This is a genomic window from Holophagales bacterium, from assembly GCA_016719485.1.
Lineage (GTDB): Bacteria > Acidobacteriota > Thermoanaerobaculia > UBA5066 > UBA5066 > UBA5066.
Window position 1 is genome coordinate 392,081 of the sequence record JADJZB010000021.1, and the last position, 21,127, is coordinate 413,207.

16 protein-coding genes are annotated in these 21,127 nt (G+C 70.1%); 12 read left to right on the forward strand and 4 right to left on the reverse strand.

Going from position 1 to position 21,127, the window contains the following annotated elements:
- Window positions 1-20: 20 nt before the first annotated feature.
- Genes IPN03_13810 through IPN03_13820 form a run of 3 tightly spaced genes read left to right on the forward strand, consistent with a single transcriptional unit; the run spans window position 21 to window position 4,454 of the window.
- Window positions 21-2,618, forward strand: a complete 2,598-nt coding sequence (locus IPN03_13810) for a PIG-L family deacetylase (GenBank protein MBK9374763.1) — start codon at window positions 21-23, stop codon at window positions 2,616-2,618.
- The gene (locus tag IPN03_13815) at window positions 2,611-2,754 is read left to right on the forward strand and encodes a hypothetical protein (GenBank protein MBK9374764.1); all 144 of its coding nucleotides are present in this window, start codon (window positions 2,611-2,613) and stop codon (window positions 2,752-2,754) included. Before IPN03_13810 ends, IPN03_13815 begins: the two co-directional genes overlap by 8 nt.
- Complete coding sequence (locus IPN03_13820) at window positions 2,751-4,454, forward strand: sodium:solute symporter (GenBank protein MBK9374765.1); 1,704 nt, start codon at window positions 2,751-2,753, stop codon at window positions 4,452-4,454. Before IPN03_13815 ends, IPN03_13820 begins: the two co-directional genes overlap by 4 nt.
- On the opposite strand, the gene IPN03_13825 is transcribed toward IPN03_13820, so the two are convergent.
- Both IPN03_13825 and IPN03_13830 read right to left on the reverse strand, forming a co-directional pair.
- On the reverse strand, window positions 4,420-6,081 hold the full coding sequence (locus tag IPN03_13825) for a hypothetical protein (protein MBK9374766.1): 1,662 nt from the start codon (window positions 6,079-6,081) through the stop codon (window positions 4,420-4,422). The two genes, IPN03_13820 and IPN03_13825, sit on opposite strands and share 35 nt — an antisense overlap.
- 250 nt (window positions 6,082-6,331) lie before the next feature.
- The gene (locus IPN03_13830; GenBank protein ID MBK9374767.1) at window positions 6,332-9,013 is read right to left on the reverse strand and encodes a serine/threonine protein kinase; all 2,682 of its coding nucleotides are present in this window, start codon (window positions 9,011-9,013) and stop codon (window positions 6,332-6,334) included.
- Between the two features lie 123 nt (window positions 9,014-9,136).
- Here IPN03_13830 and IPN03_13835 point away from each other — a divergent pair, with 123 nt between their 5' ends.
- From IPN03_13835 to cheB, 7 genes are all read left to right on the forward strand, one after another.
- Window positions 9,137-9,556: a response regulator gene (locus tag IPN03_13835; protein ID MBK9374768.1), complete on the forward strand. Its 420-nt coding sequence runs from the start codon at window positions 9,137-9,139 to the stop codon at window positions 9,554-9,556.
- Window positions 9,556-11,262: a chemotaxis protein CheW gene (locus IPN03_13840; protein MBK9374769.1), complete on the forward strand. Its 1,707-nt coding sequence runs from the start codon at window positions 9,556-9,558 to the stop codon at window positions 11,260-11,262. The genes IPN03_13835 and IPN03_13840 overlap by 1 nt, the downstream gene beginning before the upstream one ends.
- Entirely contained in the window at window positions 11,259-11,795 is a 537-nt protein-coding gene (locus IPN03_13845; GenBank protein ID MBK9374770.1) for a chemotaxis protein CheW, read from the forward strand. Before IPN03_13840 ends, IPN03_13845 begins: the two co-directional genes overlap by 4 nt.
- Before the next feature lie 37 nt (window positions 11,796-11,832).
- The gene (locus IPN03_13850; GenBank protein ID MBK9374771.1) at window positions 11,833-14,106 is read left to right on the forward strand and encodes a methyl-accepting chemotaxis protein; all 2,274 of its coding nucleotides are present in this window, start codon (window positions 11,833-11,835) and stop codon (window positions 14,104-14,106) included.
- A gap of 9 nt (window positions 14,107-14,115) precedes the next feature.
- Entirely contained in the window at window positions 14,116-16,131 is a 2,016-nt protein-coding gene (locus tag IPN03_13855) for a HEAT repeat domain-containing protein (protein ID MBK9374772.1), read from the forward strand.
- A gap of 35 nt (window positions 16,132-16,166) precedes the next feature.
- A complete protein-coding gene (locus tag IPN03_13860) occupies window positions 16,167-16,991 on the forward strand; it encodes a protein-glutamate O-methyltransferase CheR (GenBank protein ID MBK9374773.1) in 825 nt (274 codons plus the stop codon).
- Window positions 16,992-17,109: 118 nt separating this feature from the next.
- Entirely contained in the window at window positions 17,110-18,099 is a 990-nt protein-coding gene (gene cheB / locus IPN03_13865; protein ID MBK9374774.1) for a chemotaxis-specific protein-glutamate methyltransferase CheB, read from the forward strand.
- 51 nt (window positions 18,100-18,150) lie between these two features.
- On the opposite strand, the gene IPN03_13870 is transcribed toward cheB, so the two are convergent.
- On the reverse strand, window positions 18,151-18,642 hold the full coding sequence (locus IPN03_13870) for a hypothetical protein (GenBank protein ID MBK9374775.1): 492 nt from the start codon (window positions 18,640-18,642) through the stop codon (window positions 18,151-18,153).
- 55 nt (window positions 18,643-18,697) lie between these two features.
- Between IPN03_13870 and IPN03_13875 the strand changes: the two genes are divergently transcribed.
- A complete protein-coding gene (locus tag IPN03_13875) occupies window positions 18,698-19,117 on the forward strand; it encodes a response regulator (protein MBK9374776.1) in 420 nt (139 codons plus the stop codon).
- An 89-nt stretch (window positions 19,118-19,206) separates the two neighbouring features.
- Window positions 19,207-20,070 (forward strand): diguanylate cyclase, encoded by an 864-nt coding sequence (locus IPN03_13880; protein ID MBK9374777.1) that lies wholly within the window; start codon window positions 19,207-19,209, stop codon window positions 20,068-20,070.
- 73 nt (window positions 20,071-20,143) lie between these two features.
- On the opposite strand, the gene IPN03_13885 is transcribed toward IPN03_13880, so the two are convergent.
- On the reverse strand, window positions 20,144-20,833 hold the full coding sequence (locus IPN03_13885; protein ID MBK9374778.1) for a DUF2911 domain-containing protein: 690 nt from the start codon (window positions 20,831-20,833) through the stop codon (window positions 20,144-20,146).
- Window positions 20,834-21,127 lie beyond the last annotated feature (294 nt).

Sequence of the window (21,127 nt, forward strand, 5' to 3'; positions counted from 1 at the left end):
ATCGCGCGCCGGAGAACCGCATGAGAACTCGCTCCGCGCGCGTCGGCGCGCTCGTCACCTTCGTCCTCCTCGCCGTGGCCTTCGTCCCGGGCCCTCTGCCCGCGGCGTCCTTCGGCCCGGAGAGGCCCGCCCCCGCGGGCGAGCTCCTCCTGAAGCTGAAGAAGCTCCGGACGCTCGGGAGCGTCCTCTACGTGGCGGCGCACCCCGACGACGAGAACACCGCGATGATCGCGGCGTTCGCCGAGGGTCGGCTGATGCGGACCGCCTACCTCTCCGTGACGCGCGGCGACGGAGGCCAGAACCTCATCGGCTCCGAGCTCGGGCCCTCGCTCGGTCTCGTCCGGACGCACGAGCTCCTCTCGGCTCGCAGGATCGACGGCGGCGAGCAGATGTTCACGCGCGCCATCGACTTCGGCTATTCGAAGACGCCGGAAGAGACCCTCCGGGTCTGGGGGCGCGAGGAGATCCTGCGCGACGTCGTCCGGGCGGTCCGGACGTTTCGCCCCGACGTCGTCGTCGCGCGGTTCCCGGAGACGGGGGACGGCGGCCACGGCCACCACACGGCCTCGGCGATTCTCGCGCGGGAGGCCTTTCTCGCCGCGGGCGACCCGAAGCGCTTCCCCGAGCAGATCGGGGAGGGGCTCACCCCGTGGAAACCTCGCCGGCTCTTCTGGAACGCCTGGCGGCGGGACGGGAAGCCGATCGAGAACGCGATCCCGTTCGAGCTGGGCGACTACAACCCGCTCCTCGGCCGGTCGTACACCGAGACCGCGGCCGAGAGCCGGAGCCAGCACAAGAGCCAGGGCTTCGGCTCGTCCGAGCGGCGCGGCCGCCTCACGAACGGTCTCGTCCTCCTCGAGGGGGAGACGGTCAGGAGCGACCCGTTCGAAGGGATCGACGTCACCTGGGCGAGGGTGAAGGGCGGCGAACGCGTGGGGGCCCTCCTCACCGAGGCCGAAAGCGCGTTCGACCCGCGGGACCCGGGGGCGGTCCTCCCGAGGCTGCTCGAGGCGCACTCCGCCCTGAAGGCCCTCGCGAGCGACCCGTGGATCGAGGTGAAACGGCGCGAGCTCCTCGATGCGATCCGCTCGGCCTCCGGCCTCTGGCTCGAGGCGATGGCGGCGGGCCCGTCGGCGACGCCCGGGAGCACGTTCCGGCTGACCGTCACCGCTCTCGTCCGCGCGGGCGCGCCGGCCACGCTCGTCGGTGTCGAGGTGCCCTGGGGCACCGGAGAAGGGCTGCCTTCCGGCGCGGAGCTGAAGCTCAACGAGCCCGTACAGGGCGGGACGAGCGTCCCCGTTCCTGCGGACGCCGAGATCACCCAGCCCCACTGGCTGAAGAGCCCGCCCGGGAAGGGCCTTTACGTCGTCCCGCGGCCGCGCGACGCCATCCGGCCCGACGGCGCGGCGCTGCGCGTGAAGTTCGGAATCGCGATGGGCGGCGAGAGGCTCGAATTCGAAGTCCCCGTCCTCTTCCGGCGGACCGACCCGGTGAAGGGAGAGGAGATCCGCCCCTTCGTCGTCGAGCCTCCGGTGACGCTCGAGCTCGAAGAGGACGTCGTGGTCCTTCCCGACGACCGGCCACGCACCGTCCGGGTCACGGTCCGCGCCGCGGAGACCCCGACGACGCGCCCAGGACCGCCGCCGCTCACGCCGGCCATCGTCGCCGCCGCGACCGGCGAAGGAACGAAGGACTCCGCCGCCGCACAGGTGAAGATCGACGGCGCGGTCCGGCTCGGCCTGCCGCGCGAGTGGCGCGTGGAGCCCGCGGTCCGCTCCTTCTCCCTCGAGCCGGGATCCGGCGAGACGTTCGAGTTCACGGTGCACCCGCCGGACCGGCCCGGCGTCGCGTCGCTGAAGGCCGAGGCCTCCATCGGCGGGAACTCCTGGTCCCTCGCCAGGCGCCGGATCGAGTACCCGCACCTGCCGCCGCTCACCTTCTTTCCCCGCGCCGAGGCGCGCGCCGTTCACGTCGACCTCGCCCGAAAGGCCTCGCGGATCGGCTACGTGTCGGGGCCCGGAGACGAGGTGCCCGGCGTCCTTCGCCAGATGGGCTTCTCCGTCACGCTCCTCTCGGCCGACGACCTCCTGCGCGGAGACCTCGCCCGGTTCGATTCCATCGTCCTCGGCATCCGCGCCGCGAACACGCGGGCGGAGCTGAAGGACGCGATGCCGCGGCTCCTCTCGTGGGTCGAGGCGGGCGGGACGCTCGTACTCCAGTACAACACCAGCTTCGAGCAGGTCACGGACCAGCTCGGCCCCTTCCCGCTGAAGCTCGGGCGCGACCGCGTGACCGTGGAGGAGTCTCCCGTCACGTTCCTCGCGCCGGAGCACCCGCTCCTCCTCCGCCCGAACCGGATCGGCCCGGGCGACTTCGATGGGTGGGTCCAGGAACGCGGCCTCTACTTCCCGGCGACCTGGGACGAGCGCTACACGCCCCTCCTCGGGATGGCCGACCCGGGCGAGAAGGAGACGAAGGGCTCGCTCCTCGTCGCCCGGCACGGCAAGGGAACCTACGTCTACACCGGCCTCTCGTTCTTCCGGCAGCTTCCCGCGGGCGTTCCCGGGGCGATGCGGCTCTTCGCGAACCTCGTCTCGGGCGGAAACGGGCTTGACTGACGATCCGCACCCTCAGCACGGGGGCGAAGAGCCGCCGCCGGTGGGGAAGCGCTGGGGCGTCCTCTACGCCGTCGTCCTCGGCGCCCTCGCCCTCGAGATCCTCCTCTTCTGGCTCTTCGCGAGGACGTTCCGTTGAGGGCGCTCGACTGGGTCGTCCTCGGCGCCTCGCTCCTCTTCATCGTCGTCTACGGAGTGATGAGGAGCCGCCGCCAGAAGGGGCTCGAGGGGTATCTCCTCGCGGGGCGGACGCAGGCCTGGTGGACCGTCGCCCTGTCGATCATGGCGACGCAGGCGAGCGCCATCACCTTCCTCTCGACCCCCGGGCAGGCGTACGCCGACGGGATGCGCTTCGTGCAGTTCTACTTCGGCCTGCCGCTCGCGATGGTGATCCTCTGCGTCACCGTCGTTCCGCTCTTCCACCGGCTGAAGGTCTACACGGCCTACGAGTACCTCGAGGGGCGCTTCGACCCGAAGACGCGCACGCTCACGGCGTTTCTCTTCCTCGCCCAGCGAGGCCTCGCCTGCGGCCTGACCATCTACGCTCCGGCGCTCATCCTCTCCGTCCTCCTCGGCTGGAGCATCCAGGTGACGACGGTCGTCATCGGCGGACTCGTCGTCGTCTACACGACGTCGGGCGGGGCGAAGGCGGTCAACGAGACGCAGACCCAGCAGATGGTCATCATCCTTCTCGCGATGGGCGTCGCCCTGGTCGCGCTCTTGCGCGTCCTCCCCGACGGGGTCGGCTTCGGCGACGCCGTTCTCGTGTCGGGAGCCCTCGGCCGGATGAACGCCGTCGACACGACGTTCGACCTGAGCAACAGGTACAACCTCTGGTCGGGTCTCATCGGCGGCGCCTTCCTTTCCCTGTCCTATTTCGGCACCGATCAGTCGCAGGTGCAGCGCTACCTCACGGGGCGCTCCGTCGCCCAGAGCCGCCTCGGGCTCCTCGTGAACGGCCTCGTCAAGGTGCCGATGCAGTTCGCGATTCTCTTCGTCGGCGCCATGGTCTTCGCCTTCTACCAGTTCGTCGCCCCGCCGCTCTGGTTCAACCCGGTGGAGGCCCGGCAGGCCGCCGAGGGGCCGCGCGGCGCCGAGATGGCCCAGCTCGAGGCGGCGCACGCGAAGGCCGCCGAAGAGAGCCGCGCCGAAGCGCTGAAGCTCGTCGCGGCGGGGAGGTCGGGCGACGCGTCCGCGCTCGCCGCCGCGAAGACCTCGCTCCGAGCAGCCCACGCGCGAACCGAAGAGGTCAAGGGCAGAGCCACCTCGCTCATCAAGGAGACCCTCCCGAAGAGCGAAGGCAAGGACACGAACTACGTCTTCCTCCGCTTCGTCCTCGACGTCCTCCCGACGGGCGTCGTCGGCCTCGTCCTGGCGGCGATCTTCGCGGCGTCGATGTCCTCCACCGCGGCCGAGCTGAACGCCCTCTCGACGACGTCCGTCGTCGACGTCTATCGCCGGTACTTCGGTAAGGACGCCCCGGACGAGAAGCTCGTGAAGATCTCGAAGTGGCTGACGGTCGGCTGGGGCCTTTTCGCGATCGTCTTCGCCCAGTACGCGAGCCGGCTCGGGACGCTCGTGGAGGCGGTGAACATCCTCGGCTCCTTCTTCTACGGCACGATCCTCGGCGTCTTCCTGACGGCGTTCTACCTGCCCCGGGTGAAGGGCCCAGCGGCCTTCTGGGGGGCGATCGCGGGCGAGGCGGCCGTCGTCGCCGTCTGGGCCCTGACCGACGTGTCTTTTCTCTGGCTGAACGCGCTGGGGTGCGTCGTGGTGGTTCTCGTCGCGCTCGCCGTGTCGCCGTTCACGGGGACGACGGAGGGCGAGGCGACGGCGTAGGACCGGACGGGGCGGCGCGGAGCTCGCCGCCCGGGCGGAGAAGAAGGAACTCCTCGCCGGGCCGGCCGGGACGTTCGTAGTCGAAGCGGGCGAAGTGCTCGTGAAGCTCGAGCCAGGCGGCGCGCGGATCGTCGCCCTCGATCCAGTCCCACTCCGGCTCCGGCGTCCCGGCGAGGAGCCGCGACGACACGAACACCGCCCCACCCGATTCCCGTTCCGACGCGACGAGCCGGTCGATCCTCGACCGCCACCCCGAGGAACTCGCCAGTCCCGGGGCGAAGACGTCGATGACCCTGAGGCCGCCGAGGTTCCGCGGGTGCATGGGGTAGGTGCGGTGGAACTGGAAGAGCTCGTCCTGCGGGTGCGAGACGACGAAGACCTTCCGGGGCGCGGCGACGCTCGTGGACGCCGGCAGGCGAGCGAGAGCCGCGTCCTGCCTCCGGCGGATCGCCCCGTTCGACAGGACCGAGAGGTTCGTCAGGGCCATCATGGCCAGCGAGGCGAGCAGCAGGCCCTTCAGCCAGGTGCGCTCCCGGGCTTCCTGGAATCCCGTCGCCATCACGAGGAGCAGTGCCGGCGCGGCCGGGAGGTACCGCTCGAGGTCTCCACCCTGCCAGAGGACCGCGAAAGCGAGCAGGGGAGCCGCCAGCGCTGCGGCGAGCAGGAGGCTTCGCCGACCCCGTGCCGTTCGCCAGGCTGCCAGGGCGCCGGCCAGGAGGCCCGCGTAGATCCCGAGCATCTTCAGGAGGTCGAGGCCGAGCAGGTCCTTCGCTGAGGTGGGGCAGAGCGGGTCCTTCAGCAGGTAGCGCTTCGCGAGGCGGCCGAAGTCGCCAAGGTCGACCAGGGACCTGGGAATCCCGATCACGGCGCGGGCGAGGCCCCCGAAGGTCCGCCCGCCGCTGGCACTGGCCACCCAGCTCCTCAGGTCCTTGACTTCCGCGAAACCCAGCCAGACCCCGACGAGGCCGAACGCGAGTGCGAGCGTGGCGATCCCGGCGACGGCCGTCACGATGACGTGGGAGAGCTCTCGCCGCCAGTCCGGTCGGAGGAAGAGGGGCGCGAGGACGGCTCCCGGCAGGACCAGCCCGAAGGGGGTCCAGAAGAGAGCGCTCGCCCCGTAGAGGAATCCGGCCGAGAGATTCCGCGCCGTTCTCCAGCCCGCTGCCCCGGGTTCGAGCGATGCGACGAAGAGGCCCGCCAGAAGGCATCCCAGGGCCGGAACGTACGAGGTCCCGACGTGGGAGTAGTTCAGGAAGGCCTTCGCCCCGAGAAGCCAGAGGACGGCGAAGACCACGGCGCCGGGATCGAGGCGGGAGCGAAGCCAGCCGGCGGCGCACGCCGCCGCGACTCCCCCCATGACCAACGCCACGCCGTTCATGAAGGAGAGGACCCGGAGCCACGGGTGAATGTGCGACGGGCCGGGCGCCGTCGTGCCCGTCTCGTGCGCGAAGGCGTAGCCCAGCGGGCGCCAGAGCGGGTGGCCGAACTCCATCAGGCCCCGGACGTCGCCCGAAGCCCGGGCGGCGGCGACGCCCATCGCATAGTCCGGAGCGTCCGCGATGAACACCCATTGCGTTCCCGCGATCGCGAGGGCGTACAGGAGCAGCGCCCCCGCGACCAGCCACAAGGTCGTCCGCGTCCTGCCGGATGGAGCGGGCGGGTCTGCTTCGACGGTTCTCGATCCCGCCCGAACCCGAACCGGTGGAAGGTCCATTCGCCGGGGAGAATAGGGTTTCTCTCCGTGCGCGGCCAGCGGCATGGGCGCGGCGGTCGCCCCGCCGCGACGCCCTTGGCGGAGTGTGCGCGGAGCGGGGCCGTGGAAACGAAAATGCGGGCCTTTCGGCCCGCGCTTCGTTCCGCTGGTCGCGTCCGGGCCTTTACTTCGCGCTCGCCTTCCGCTCGCCGACCGCCTTCCCGGAGAGCCGGGCGAGCCGCCCGGCGATGATCGGCGCGTGGGCGCGCGCCCAGGGGTGGCGGCGCTGCGCGCCGCGCACCTCGCTCCACGCGGCCATCGCCTGCGCCAGGGCGGATTCGAGATTTCCGCGGCGCGCCTCGACTTCGGACGAAAGGGAGAGAAGCAGGGCGCGCGTGTCGGATGCGGCGGCGCGCTCTGCGGCGAGGTCGCGCGTCAGAGCTTCGAGGGGCTCTCCCGAGGCGAGCCGGATTTCGAGGGCCCAGTACTTCCCGAAGTCGTCGCCGCTCCGCGTCTCGTTCGGAAGGAGGTCGGTCCGTTCCCCTCGCCGCCAGCGCAGGAACCCCCGGTAGACCGGCGTCTGCCGGGCGAGCGGGAACGCCGCCTCGAAACGGTCGAGCGCCTGTTCGGCCTCCGCCCACGAGCTCTCTTCGACGAGAGCGAAGAGCTGTCCTTCGAGGAACTGGTAGGGCGTCCGGCCCGCTCCCTGGTCGCGCACCCGCGAAAGGCCCCACCCGTACCAGCGGGCGGCCCTACCGGTGTCGCCCGCGAGGTGGAACGCGCGGGCCATCTCGTACGCGATGTCCGGGGCGGCCTCGGAAGTGGAAAGGAGGGCCGAAAGCTCCTTCTCTCCTTCCGATGCCCGTCCCGCGAGGATCGCGATCCTGCCGGCGACGCGGCGAGACCACTCGGTGAGGGGTTCGTCTCCCGCGGCGACGGCCTCCGTGACCGCCTGGCGGGCGAGGGCGAGTCCGTCCGCGGCGAAGCCCGTCTCATCCCTCTGTCCGGCGTCTCTGAGGAGGGCGTAGGCGCGATTGCGGGCGGCCTGCCGTTCGGGAGCCGTGGCGCTCACCGTCTCGCCGGGGGCGAACCCGTCGGCCGTCAGGACCCTGCGCGAGGGGTTCACGAAGAGGGTGAGGAGGCGGGAGACGGGATCGAACGAGGCTCGCTCGTCCGTCCGGTGCCGGGCCGTCGGCCCCAGCGCGTACCAGAGGAGGTTCGCGGTGCTCGCCTGTCCACGGAGGGTGTCGGGCGAGGAGACGGGCCCGGGGAGGGACCCGTCGGTCCGGGCCCCGTACGGAACGACGAGTGGAGGCACGCGAATCGCGGCGACTCCGGACATCCAGCCCATCCTGTTGTTCGGGCCGTCGAATACGAGCTCGCGGCGGCCGTCGCCATCCAGGTCGAACGCCCCCACGAGCCGGGCGTGCCCGGAGCTGGCGAGGAGGACACGCGAGGCGCCCGACCGCGGCTCGAAGAGCACGGCGTAGCTGGGGAAGTAGGGGTTGTGGACGAAGACGGCGACGACCTCGTCGTTCCCGTCTCCCTCGATGTCGACGGCCGTCACGCCGTCCACGAGGAAGCGGTCCGAGAAGTCGTTGAAGAACTGCGCCCCGCCGACGAGTCGGTGGCTCTCGGTCGACCGGCCCGAGGACGGGTCCAGGAACGAGATCGCCCTCGTGTCGTCGTCTGCGGGGACGAGACGATTCGGCTGCGTCACGGCGGCGATCCGGAAGCCCTTTCTCCCCTCCGTTCGCACGGTCGTGATCGTCGTCGGGTCCCGAACGTCGGACCGTGTCCAGAGGACCTTCCCGGACTCGTCGACGGCCCGGACTCCCCAGGCCCCGTCGGCGCGGAGCTGAAGAGGGACGGGCCTCGAGCCCGGGAGGCTCCGCGTCGAGAGGAAGGTCCCGGCGAGGCCGGCCGCAACGACCAGAGCGGCGGCAGCCAGCGCTCCCCGAACCCGCCGGCGGCCCCACGCGACCCTGGTCGCCCGACAGGCCTCGAGGTCCGCCAGGAGCGCGCCCGCCGTCGGGTAGCGGTCGCCGGGGTCCCTCTCGAGAGTCCGGGCGACGACACCGGCGAGCCACGCCGGTACCGAGGGATTCGCCCGGCGGACGTCCGGCGCCTTCTCGCGCAGCCGGGCGACGACGTTGCCCAGGACGCTTTCGGAGGTGAAGGGGACCTTTCCCGAGAGCAGCTCGTAAAGGACGACGCCGAAGGCGTAGAGGTCGGTTCGCGCGTCGACGGGCCGGCCGAGCGCCTGCTCCGGGGCGAGGTACTCCATCGTCCCGACGAGCCCCTCGGTCTCGGTGGCGCGGGTGTCCCCTCCGTCCCAGTGCCGCGCGAGGCCGAAGTCGGCCAGCTTCACGAGGCCACCGGCGCCGAGGAGGATGTTTCCCGGCTTCACGTCGCGGTGGACGATCCCGAGGCGATGGAGGTCGCCGAGGGCGTGGAGGACCTCTCTGGCGATCCGCAGCGCCTCGCTCGTCCCGAGCGGCTCGCCGCCGAGCCGCTGGCGCAGGGACTCCCCCTCGACGAGCTCCATCGTGAGGAAGACGGTCTCGCCCGCCTCTCCGACGTCGTAGACCCGTACGAGGCGCGGGCTGTCGGCGTCCCTCGCGACGGCCACCTCGCGCCGGAAGCGCTTGAGAGCCGTCTCGGTCATCCGGTCGTGTCGAAGGGCCTTGAGGGCGACGAGACGCTTCAGATCGCGGTCCCAGGCGGCATAGACCGAGGCCGAGCCCCCGGTCCCGAGGACCGACCGGATCTCGTAGCGCTTCCCGACCTCGGTGCCGGGCGCGAAGAGCAGGACCGCGGGGGCCCGTGGCGTCAGGTCCGGGACAGTTTCGGTCTCTTCGCGCAATGCCGAGTCCTTTCGCGACTCTACACGGACGGCGGCGCGACGGGAACGTGCCGAAGAGAAGTCGGGGACGGCTTCCTCGATCTGCGAGAATGCACGGGAGAAAGCCCGAATGAAGAGCGTGGCATGACCCCGAGCACGGTTCTGGTCGTCGACGACTCGGAGCTCGTGCACAAGCTGCACGCCGTCGCGCTGCGGAAGTACGAGGGTTGCCGGCTGCTGCACGCCTACCAGGGCGCGGAGGCGCTGGAGCTCCTGGGCGTCCATCCGGACGTCGACCTCGTCCTGCTCGACGTGAACATGCCCGTGATGGACGGCCTGAGCTTCCTGAGGGCCAGGCGTGAAATGGGCGTCTTCGAAGAGATTCCGGTGGTTCTCATTTCGACGGAGGCGTCCGAGGACGACGTGCGCCGCGGCCTGGAAGCGGGAGCGACGGCCTACCTGGCGAAGCCCTTCAAGCCCCCGGAGCTTCTGGCGCTCATCGACCGTCTGACCGGTCCCGCTGCAAGGCACCGAGAGGGCTCCCAGGGGGTGACGGGGCGCTGATGGTCGACATCGAGTTCCAGGAGATTCTCGACGAGTACTTCAGCTCGGCACGCGAGCTCGTCGAGAACGCCCGGAACCTGCTCGCCGAGGTGGAGGAGGAGCAGGTCCCCTCTCCCGGCAGGGCCCGTGACCTCAGGCGCGCCCTCCACACGTTGAAGGGGAACTCCTCGATGATGGGCTTCGAGGTCGTCGCCGACCTCTCCCACCTCATGGAGGAGCTGCTCAAGGGCGTCGAAGCGGGCGAGTACGGCGTAAGCGAGAAGCTCGTTTCCGCAGTTGTTCCGGGGCTGGATCTGATCGCCGAGGTCGCCGCCTCCGGGAAGGTCCCGGACGAGACGCCCGCTTCCTGGGCCGGAGTCATCGCCGGATTGCGGGAGGCCGAGAGGGCGGTCAGGGAGGGTCCGGGAGACGAGGCAGAGGTGCCGGCGGAAGGGGGACCTTCCCAAGCCGGTACCGAACCGGAGACGGGTGGCGCCGAGCCGCAGTCCGTTGGTTCCGGGCCGGCTCCGTCGGAGCTCGAGATGAAGCGGCGGTACCTCGGCCACAAGGCGGAGACGGTCCGCGTGAAGCAGTCCGTCCTCGATTCCCTGGTCGACCTTGCCGGCGAGATGCACATCCTCCTGAGCGGTCTGGGCAGAGACGCCGGAAAACGGGCTGACGGGCCCGGGGACGACGGCGGGCCAGAGCGTATCGACAGGCTTCTGTTGGTGTTCCGCCAGCTGGAGCAGCAGATCGTCGCTGCGCGCATGGTGCCCGTCGGTCCGGTCCTGTCCCGGTTTCGCGCCCTGGTCCGCGACCTCGCCGCCGCACACGGCAAGGAGATCTCCTTCGTCCTCGAAGGGGAGGCCACCACGGTCGACAAGGCGGTGGTGGACCAGCTGGGCGAGTCGCTTCTCCACCTCGTGAGGAACGCCGTCGACCACGGTATCGAGACGCCGGTCGAACGCGAGGCGGCGGGAAAGCCCCGGGCCGCCAGGCTCACGCTCGCGGCGCGGCAGATCTCGAACCGCATCGAGATCGCGGTCGTCGACGACGGGAGAGGCATCGACGCGGGCCGCGTGCGGCGCAAGGCCCTGCAGAAGGGCATCCCGGTCGATGGCCTGGACGATCGCGCCGTCCTCGACCTGATCTTCCTTCCGGAGTTCTCGACCAGGGACGACGTGACGATGCTCTCGGGGCGCGGGGTCGGCCTGGACGTCGTGCGGACGAGCCTGGAACGGTTCGGCGGCACGGCGACGATTCAGACGGTCGTGGGCCGCGGAACCGAGTTTCGCCTCACGTTTCCCCTGACGCTCGCTCTCGACCACTGCCTCGTCGTCCAGGTCGGAAGTGGGACGTTCGCGATCCCGGCGAGCCTCGTCGCCGCGACCGTCCGGATCGACGCGGACGCTCGCGCCGACGTCGATGAACGCCGCGAGCTGCCCTGGCGGGGTGAGCGGGTGCCCGTCCTCGAGGGGCGGCGGATCCTTCAGTCGGAGGGGATCGGGCCGTGCTCGTCCGCCGTCATCCTCGAAGGAGGCGGGAGACGCAGAGCCCTCCTGGTCGACCGACTCGTCGAGGTCCAGGACCTCGTCGTGAAGCCTCTCGACGACGCCTTCGGCAAACCGATGGGCGTTTCGGGTGCGACCCTCCTCGGCGACGGACGCATCGTGATGATCGTGGACGCGCGCGAGCTTCTCGAGGCGCGTCCGGAAGCGTCGACGTGAGCGAGGATCGTCCCGGCCCGCCGAAGAAGACCTCGGGAGACCTTCTGGCTTTCGCGGACTGGGTCTCGGAGACGACCTCGCGGAAGACAGATGCGGAACCCGTCGATCCGGAACGCCTCTACCTCGCGTTCGAGCTCGGCGGGGAAGCGTATGGCCTGCCGGTCGAGCAGGTCCTCGAAGTCCTGCGCGTGGAGGACGTCCAGCGGGTCCCGCAGGCGCCGTCGCACATCCGGGGGGTCACGAACGTGCGCGGGACGATCCTTCCGGTCGTGGAAGTCCGGACGCGGATCGGGCTCGCGCCGCTCGTTCCGACCCCCGCGGCCCGGATCGTCCGTGTGGACATCGGAGGCCGAACCCTGGGCTTTCTGGTCGACCGGGTCACGGGGCTGCAGAAAGTGCGTGCTTCCCAGGTCGGATCGGCCGCTGGCGCCGCCGGCGGGGCGAACGCGTGCCTGACCGGGCTGGCACAGGGCCCGTTCGGCAGACTCGCCCTCCTGGACCCGGACGAAGTCCTCCGGACCGCGGGGCGGTGAGAGCGATGCAGGAGACGGCGAGAGAGAGGTGATGGAGTTGGGCAACAGCCTCAAGCGGCGGATCTTCATCTGGTCACTGGCCCTGCTGGTCCCGCTCGCAGGGTTCGGTTTCTTCGGGTACCTGCAGGCGCGCCGGTCGGTCGAGCTGCTCGTCCAGGCCGACTACACGGACCGGGCGCTCTCGACGGCCGACAAGGTGTCGAGGAGCCTGTTCGAACGCCACGCGGACATCGTCGAGATCGCCGAGCGGCCGCTCCTCGCCTCGAGCCGCACGACTCCGGAGGTGAAGAGCGGCGTCCTCACCCGGGCTCAGAGCCACAGGGCGCTCGTCTACAGCGTCCTCCTCCTGACGAACCCGAGTGGAGTCGTCGTGGCGGCCTCGAAGACGGATCTGCTCGGGGCCGACCTCTCCGGGGACCCGGCCTTCACGGAGGGGCTTCTCGGCGAGCCGTACTACTCCCCGGCCGTCTACCTCGATCGCGAGACCCAGGCCCCGACGGTCTCGTTCTCGATGCTCGTGAAGGATCGGGACACCGGCCAGGACATCGGCGTGGTGATCTCGCGCATCGACTACGGGGCTCTCTTCTCCGAGAACCTCGTCGCCAAGGAGACCTTCGGCAGGACGGGCGAGCTCCTGATCGTCGATCCCGAGAGCGGGAGGGTCCTCTGCGCGAAGGACCCCGCCCTCGTCATGAAGACGACACTCGGGGGGACCGCGGTCTTCGGGCAGGCGAAGAAGCAGCGCACCGGGTTCCAGACGCAGGTGGATGCCGCGTCCGGAGCGGAGTACGTCTGGGCCTGGGCGACGGAGCAGGGCTTCTCCACCTATCCGGGTCAGCACGTTCTCGTCTTCGCCCGGCAGGAGGCCGACGAGGCCTTCGGGACCCTGAGGACGATGGCGAGGCATCTCTTGATCGGTGCCCTCGTGGTCGTCGCCGTCCTCCTCCTCCTGGGGTACCAGGTCGGACGCTCCGTCACCAGGCCGATCCTCGACCTCGCCGACATCGCGGAGGGGATCTCGCGGGGAGATCTGACACCGGTCCGCGTCACAGGCGGCCGGACAGAGGTGGGACGCCTCGCGGGAGCGATGGGAGCGATGGTCGAATACCTCTCGGAGATGGCCGGGACTGCAGAGCGCCTCGCGGGGAAGGACCTCACGACGGTTCCGGTACCGAAGTCGAGCACGGACGTGTTCGGCATGACGTTCCTGGGGATGGTGAGGACGCTCCGCGCGCTTCTCGTGAAGCTCCGTTCCGCCGCCGAGCAGCTCGCCTCGTCCGCCGAGGAGATCGCCGCGTCCGCGTCCTCACTTCAGAGGGGAGGGGAGTCGCAGGCCGCTGCCACCGAGCAGACGTCCGCGGCGCTCGCCGAGATGGCGGCCCAGATCGGCGCGGTCGGCAAGAACACGGAGACTCTCGCCGCCAACGTCGACGAGACCGCGGCCGCCGTCCACGAGATGAGCATCCTCGTCGATCGCACCGCGAAGAACTCCGAGGTTCTCATGAAGGCCGCGCAGGAGACGACCGAGACGCTCAGGCAGATGAGCGCCTCGATCCGGAACGTCGACGAGCGCGTGAGCACCGTGGACGACGTCTCGAAGAAGACGGTTGCTCAGACCGCCGAGGCCAGCGAGTCCCTCCGGCTGACGATCAGGTCGCTCGGGGACCGCTCGAAGGACATCGGCAAGATCGTGCGCCTGATCGACGCGATCGCCGACCAGACGAACCTCCTCGCTCTGAACGCCGCCATCGAGGCGGCGCGCGCGGGCGACGCCGGGAAGGGTTTCGCCGTCGTCGCCGACGAGGTCCGCAAGCTCGCCGAGAGGTCGACGAGGGCCACCGGCGAGATCGGCGGAATGGTCGATGGAATGCAGAGCGACGCGTCGCGCGCCGTGGAAATGACCCAGCAGATCCTCGACGGCATGATCCGGGCTTTTCGCAACGCCTCGGACCTGGTCTCGGACGTGAAGGTCCTGACGCAGGAGCAGGCCCTCGGCGCGACGCAGATCCTCGCCGCGGCGGAGCGGATGAGCGACATTTCCGCCGAGGTGTCCAACGCCGCGCACGAGCAGGCGGCCGCGTCGAAAGGGATCCTCGGCGCCGTCCGCGAGATGGAAGAGATGGCGCAGCAGATGGCGACGGCCACGGCGGAGCAGAAGAAGGGAGGGGACATCGCGGTCGGCGCCATGGAGTCGATCGCGAACGTGGCCCGGACCAACCTGACGGCCGTCGAAGAGCTGTCGAGGGCGTCGAGCCTTCTCGCCCGCGAGGCCGACGGCCTCAAGGACGACTTGTCGGAGTTCAAGCTCTAGGGACGACAGATGTCGCAGCGCACCCCTCCGACGACCCGGCTCCACACCGCAGCCGAGTGGTGTCGATCCCCGGACCCGCTCACCCGGATTCAGGGCCTCGAGCTGGCGGCGGGCCTGGGCCGCGAAGGGCGCGAGATGGTCCTGCGGGCCCTGGCAGACAACGAGCTCCTGGTGAGGGAGGCGGCCATTCGGCTGGCTGTCCGCGTCCTCCCGGCGCCTCGGCTCCTGACGGGGCTCGCGTCGCGGGAGAACGCGACGCTCAGGACGAGCTGCATCTCGGCCCTGAGGCAGCAGGGGAGCCGGGCCCTTCCGGCGCTTCGGCGAGAGCTGAGGTCCCGCGACCCGGACGTGGTGATGTTCTGCCTCCAGATCCTCGGCTCGATGCCCGGGGAGGAGGCCGCTGCGCTGCTGCTCCCGTACCTCTCCCACGAGAACCTCAACCTGGCGCAGGCTGCCGTCGACAGCCTGGGCGAGCTGAAGTCGACTGTCGCCGTCGGGCCCCTCCTGGAGCTCCTCTGCGGAGACCCCTGGCTGGCGTTCGCCGCCACGCTCGCGCTCGGGAGGATCGGGGATCCGCGCGCCACCCGGGATCTCCTGGCCCTCCTCGACGACGACGTCCTGCGGGCCGTGGCGCTGGAGGCGCTGGAGAGGATCGCCGACGGCGCCGCCGCGCGGCCGATCTGCAAGAGGCTCGCCGCGGAGGAGAGTCCTCGCGAACGGGACGCGCTCCTCAGGACTCTCGGCGCCTGCCTTCGGAACGCGGGTGGGGGCGCCGTCGCGAGGACCGATCCGGAGGTCGCGGGCCTTCTCGATCGGGAGGGCTTCGCGCAGTACCTGCGGGAGGCCCTCCGGTCCGAGGACGCGTCCCTCCTCGCGGCCTCGAACTGCGTCGTTCGGGCGTTCTCGGTGCAGCGGCTCTATCCGGACCTGATCGAGCATCTCGACCAGGAGCCGTATGACGGACCCACGTGTCCGTTCTTCGTCTCCCTGCCGGAGGCGGAAGGGGTGGAGGCGATCCTCCGAACCGCGGTCTCGCACCAGAGGATCGGGGTCCGTTCAACGGCGATGCGGATTCTGGGCGCACGACGTGAGCCGTGGGGCGAGCCTCTCATCCTCGACCGGCTCGACGACGCCGAGCCCCGCGTCGTCGCCGACGCGATCCGGGCCCTGGCCCGGCGATCGCCACCCGGCGCTTTCGACAGGATATTGCCGTTCCTCCACCACCCGGAGGAGGCCGTGGCGTCCAGAGCGCTCGAGGCGCTCCAGGCGACGGCCCGTCAGGAGGGCTTCGACCGGCTCGCGGGGCTCATCGCGTCGGCGCCCGCGGGAGCAGCGGAGCTCATCGACTACGTCGAGCTCTCCCGCCGGCTCGGAGACGCGAGGTTCGTCCCCGCCTGGCTGTCGAGGCTGGCCGGTGCCCCGGCCGACCTCCTGCGCTCACTGCTGCGGGCGCTCGGCTCGACCCGGGACCCCCGCCTCAGTGAGCCGCTCCTCGAGTACCTCGAGCATCCGGCGCTCCCGATCCGAATCCTGGCCATCGAAGCGCTCGGCCACCCCGGGAACGCCGGGATCGGGCCGGAGCTGCACCGGCGGCTCCTCACCGACCGCGGATGCACCTATCACCTCGTGCGCGCTCTCGGGAGGATGCGCCACCGGCCGGCCGCGGACGACCTGATCGGCATCTACGCGGGGGCCTCGTCCCTCGAGAAGATTGCGATCATCGAGGCTCTCGGGGCGATGGAGACGCTCGCAGCCGAACGGTTCCTGAAGACCGAGCTGGAGTCCTTCGACCGGGAACGGCAGCGAGCGGCTGCGATGGCGCTCGCCCGGCACTTTCGGGCCGGAAACCTGGCTCTCTTCCTGAAGCTGGCCCGCTCGCAGGACTGGTCGCTGCGCAATACGGCCGCGTGGGCTCTGGGCGAGACCGGTGGCGAGGCGGCCCGGGCGGCCTTGAACGAGCTCTCCGGTGACCGGCAGGAGGTCGTCGCCCGCACGGCCCGGACGTTCCTCGGGCGCTGGCGTTGATGCCGGAGTCCATGAATCGGTCCGTCATCCCCGGCATGACGGACGAGGAATTCGCGTTCCTCGCGGAGATCGTGCGGGAGCGCCTCGGCCTGGAGCTCCAGCTTTCTCAGCGGGACCGGATCCGATTCCGGCTTCGGGGCCGGCTCGACGCGCTCTCCCTCGGCTCGTTCCTCGAGTACTACTACTACCTCAGGCTCGCCCCGGAGGCGCTCGAGGAGACCGCCGTCCTCGCGGAGGCGCTGACCAACGGAGAGACCTACTTCTTTCGGGAGGCCTACCAGTTCCGTTGCTTCTTCGAGAAGGCCGGCCCGGCGGCCGTGGCCCATCGACCGGCCGGCGAGCCGCTTCGCGTCCTCTCCGCCGGCTGCTCGTCGGGAGAGGAGGCGTACTCGCTCGCCATGACGTGGCACGAGGAACGGCATCGCTCTCCCGGCCGCTCCTGCCTGATCGACGCCGTGGACGTCAACCCCGCGAGGATTCGGCAGGCGCAGGCCGGCTCGTACGAGGGCCTCGCATTCCGCGCGACGCCTCCGGAGACGAAGGAGCGCTACTTCGTCCCCGAGGACGGTCGGTTCCGGGTGAGGGAGAGCCTTCGCAGTCTCGTGCGCTTTCGTGTCCTCAACCTTCTGGAGCTCGGGAACGCGTTCGAGCCGCAGACCTTCGACGCGGTCTTCTGCCGCAACGTCTTCATCTACTTCGACGAGGCGCTGACCTACAGGATCTGCGCCACGTTTCACAAGCTCCTGCGAAGGGGTGGCTTCCTCTTCCTCGGACACTCGGAGTCGCTCCTGGGCCGGACGACTCTGTTTCGGCCGCAGCGGGCGCCCGAGTTCGTCTACTACGCGAGGACCGACGAGTGACGGGGCCACCGCTGGTGGAGCTCCCGTGACCGGGCAGCGCCCGGAAGGGCCTCCTGGCACCGGGGGCGGACGCTCGCCCTCTCCGGTCCGACTTTTCGTTGCGGACCATTCGACGTTCATGAGGCGGACCCTCAGGAGGATCATCGAGGAGACGCCGGACATCGTCCTCGTCGGCGAGGCCGCGGGCGGGCGGGAGTCCCTCGAGAGGATCGCCGCGCTGACTCCCGACGTGGTGACGCTCGACCTCGCGATCTCGGGCACGGACGGTCTCTCGACCCTGAAGACGATGCGGGAGTCGTGGCCGGACCTGCCGGTGCTCGTCTTCGATTCCGCGGGTCCGGCCGCCGGATCGACGGTCTTCCAGGCGCTCGCCCTCGGTGCTTTCGACTTCATCGACACGTCTCGCTGGACTCCCATGGACCTCCACCTCATCGGTCCCGAGCTGGTGGCGAAGGTGCGCGCCACGCGAGAGGGCGCGCCGGGGTCTCCCTTTCGACGGTGGGAGAAGGAGGGAGGGCGCGACACGGCCGATTTCCCGACCGGTGCCCGGATCGTCTGCATCGGAGCGTCGACCGGGGGCCCCCCGGCAATTCAAGCTCTGATCGAGTCCCTGCCGGCGTCGTTTCCTCTCCCGGTCGCGATCGTCCAGCACATGGCGGAAGGCTTCACTGCGGCCTTCGCCGAGCGGCTCGATCGCTGCACGCCACTGGAGGTCAGGGAGGCCCGGGAAGACGACGAAGTCCGGTCCGGCCGGATACTCATCGCGCCCACCGGCCGCCACCTCCTCTTCTCGAGGGGACGTCGCCAGGAACGGGTGGAGCTCTCGTTCGATCCCACCGACGCCGTGCACGTACCGTCGATCGACGTGCTCTTCGGCTCGGCAGCGGAGACATACGGCGCGCAGGCGATCGGGATCGTCCTGACCGGCATGGGCCGGGACGGGAGCGAAGGAGCCCGGCGGCTGGCGGAGAAGGGGGCTTTCCTCGTCGCCGAGCACGAGACGACGTGCGCCGTCTACGGGATGCCGAAGGCTCTCGTGGATGCCGGCCTGGCCCGCGCCGTCTGGCCCCTTCCGGAGATCGCGCGGAAGCTGGCGGCCATCCGCTAGCCGGAAGGATCAGGAGCCCATCGAGGGCGCTCTCTCGCGGGCAGCTCCAGCCTAGCCGTCCGGGGTCGAGAGGAAGTCGAAGGTGATACGGGCCTGGGAGATGCCCCGCCACTGCTCCTCGGTGCACCTCGCCTCGAACCCGCGACGATCCGACTCCGACTGCCCGGGTTCGATCCGGAACCTGTGGGAGACGCTCACGCGGCTGCGCCGCTGGCCGTCCAGGTAATGGACCCGGACGTCGACGTGGTGCGGCTCCGAGTCGGTGTTGGCGATCCCGAAAGCCCAGGTCACGGATACGAGCCCCGGGCCAGGCGCCGGGTTCGGCTGCAGCTCGACGTTCGTGATCGAGACGGTCCAGTCGCGGGTGCTGTAAGCGGCGTTCTTCAGCGGCAGCAGCACTCCGGGTCGGATCGGTACCATGGAGGTGCTCCGCGTCCAGATCGTCGCGGCGGCCGAAAAGGCCAGCAGCCCGAGCACCGCGATCAGGGCGGCCCGGCAGACCACGCGGCCGCGCGCGAAGAGAGCCTTCGGCTGGACCGTCACGGAGACCGCTCCATTCCATGAGTATAGGGGGCCGAAGGATAGAATCCCTCTCGTCATGGAAGAGGAGAGGAGCCCCGAAGCCGCTGCGAGCCTCGGGCGAGTCCTGATCATCGACGATTCGCGGGTGGCCCGTCGCATCCTTCAGATGAACCTCGAAGGGAAGGGCGTGAGCGTGGAGACGGCCGAGGACGGCCCGAGCGGGATCGTGAAAGCCGAGGCTTCCCGTTTCGACGTCATCGTCGTCGACGGCCTGATGCCGGGGATGGACGGGTTCCAGGTCTGTGCCGAGCTCACGAAGCTGAAGGCGGACGGCAAGCCCGTGATCGTGATGCACACGAACATCTACAAGGACTTCAATGCGCGCGCCGACGCGAAGTCGTCCGGGGCCGATGAGTTCGTGCTGAAAGTCCTGGACGGGAGCCCGCTGGTGAACAGGGTGATGGAACTGCTCACCGCAGCGGGCTCCGGACCCTGAGCCCGACGGTTCGAGAGCGGTACGAGGCTTCTTTGACGAGCGCTCCCGTCAGGGTTCTCATCGCGGACGACAGCTCCCTCGTGCGACGGATGCTCGAACGGCTCGTGTCGAGCTGGGGGTATGAGCCGGTCGCGTGTGCCGACGGTGACGAGGCCTGGAGAGCCCTGCAGGAGAAGGACGCGCCGGTCCTGGCGATCCTCGACTGGGAGATGCCGGGGATGAGCGGCATCGAGATCTGCCGGATGCTCCGGCAGGCGGCGGCCGAGCCCTACGTCTACGTCATCCTCCTGACCGCGAACGACCAGGAGAAGGCCGTCATCGAGGGGCTGACCGCGGGTGCGGACGACTACCTGCGGAAGCCCTTCAACCAGCAGGAGCTCGAGGCCCGCCTCCGTGCCGGGCGACGGATCACCGACCTCCAGGCGGAGCTCGTGGCCGCGCGGGAGGCCCAGCGCACGCTCGCGGCCCATGATGCCTTGACCGGGCTGTGGAACCGGGGCGCGATCTTCGATCTCTGCGCGCGCGAGCACGCACGGGCTCGCCGCGAGGAGCGCCCTCTGTCCGTCGTCATGGTCGACCTCGATCACTTCAAGAAGGTGAACGACACCTGGGGGCACCCCGTCGGGGACCGTGTCCTGATCGAGACCGCCCGCCGGCTCGGTTCCGGGATCCGGTCCTACGACGCCGTCGGCAGGTACGGTGGAGAGGAGTTCCTCGTGATCCTGCCGGGCAGCGGTCGCGACGCCGCGGTGGCGAGGGCGGACCAGCTCCGTCTCTCGGTCGGCTCCCGGCCGGTGACGGTCGGCGGGCACGACCTCACGGTCACGGCGAGCATGGGTGTCGCGGCGAGCCTGCCGGCCGGGACGCTCGATCTCGAGGGCCTCCTTCGAGCTGCGGACGAGGCCCTCTACCGGGCGAAGAACGAGGGGCGCAACAGGGTCTGCAGCTCCTGATCGAGCCCTGCTCCGAAACGGAAGCGCGGGCCTTTCGGCCCGCGCTTCGTTCCACTGGTCGCGTCCGGGGCTCTTACTTCACCTTCGCCTTCCACTCACCGACCGTCTTCTCGAAAGCGCCGACGTTCGGCTTGGCGGGGTCGGCCTTGGCGAGGACGAGGGCCTCCTCTCCGGCCTTCACGGCCTCGGCGACCTTTCCCTCCTCGGCGTAGAAGCGGGCCTTGCGCGAGACGTTCGCCCAGTTCCGGTTCGCCGCGATCGACTTGTCCAGGTACTTCCAGCCCTCGGGGCGGTTCCCCGCCTGCTCGAAGTAGTAGCGGGCGGTCGCGAGAGGCGACTGCCAGGCGGAAGCCTCGACGGCGCCGAGGGCCTTGGTCAGCTTCCCGTCGACGTCCACGCCGATCGTCACCGGCACGCTCACCTTCTCCCACTCGATGGCGAGGACGGCCTTCGTCGCGCCGACCGAGGGGAAACCGATGTGAAGCGTCTCGACCATTCCGACGGCCTGCGGCTTCGCCTTCACGCGGAGGGCGTCCTTGCCGGCGTCGTACTCGGTCTCCCACCAGAGCTTCGTGTCGTTGTTGAAGATGACCGTCCACTCGTCCTTGCCGGGGATCGTCACGATCGAGTAGGTCCCGGCGGCGAGCTTCTGCCCCTCGACGGTGACCGCGTCGGAGAAGGTGATCGTCGTGGCGGCGTTGGCGCCGGTCCGCCAGGGCTTGTCGAGCGGCACGAGCGCGCCCCAGATGGCGCGGCCCTTCACGCTCGGGCGGCTGTAGGAGATCGATCACGTCGGTCAGGCCGACGCGCTGGGTCAGGGTCGCCTTCGGGCTGGGCTGAGGGGCTTCGAACTGCGCGAGGGCCGGCGCGGCGAGGGCGGCGGCGGCGAGGATGACGGGGAAGCGGAACTTCATCGGGATCTCTCCTTATCAGGGTCTCTACGGCAGATCGCCTGGTCGCCGGATTTATAGCAGATGGCTTCGGAGTGTGCTCCGGCCGGCATCCGTCGACCCCGGCGCAGTCCGCCGACTAGAATGCCGTCATCTCTCCGGCGAAG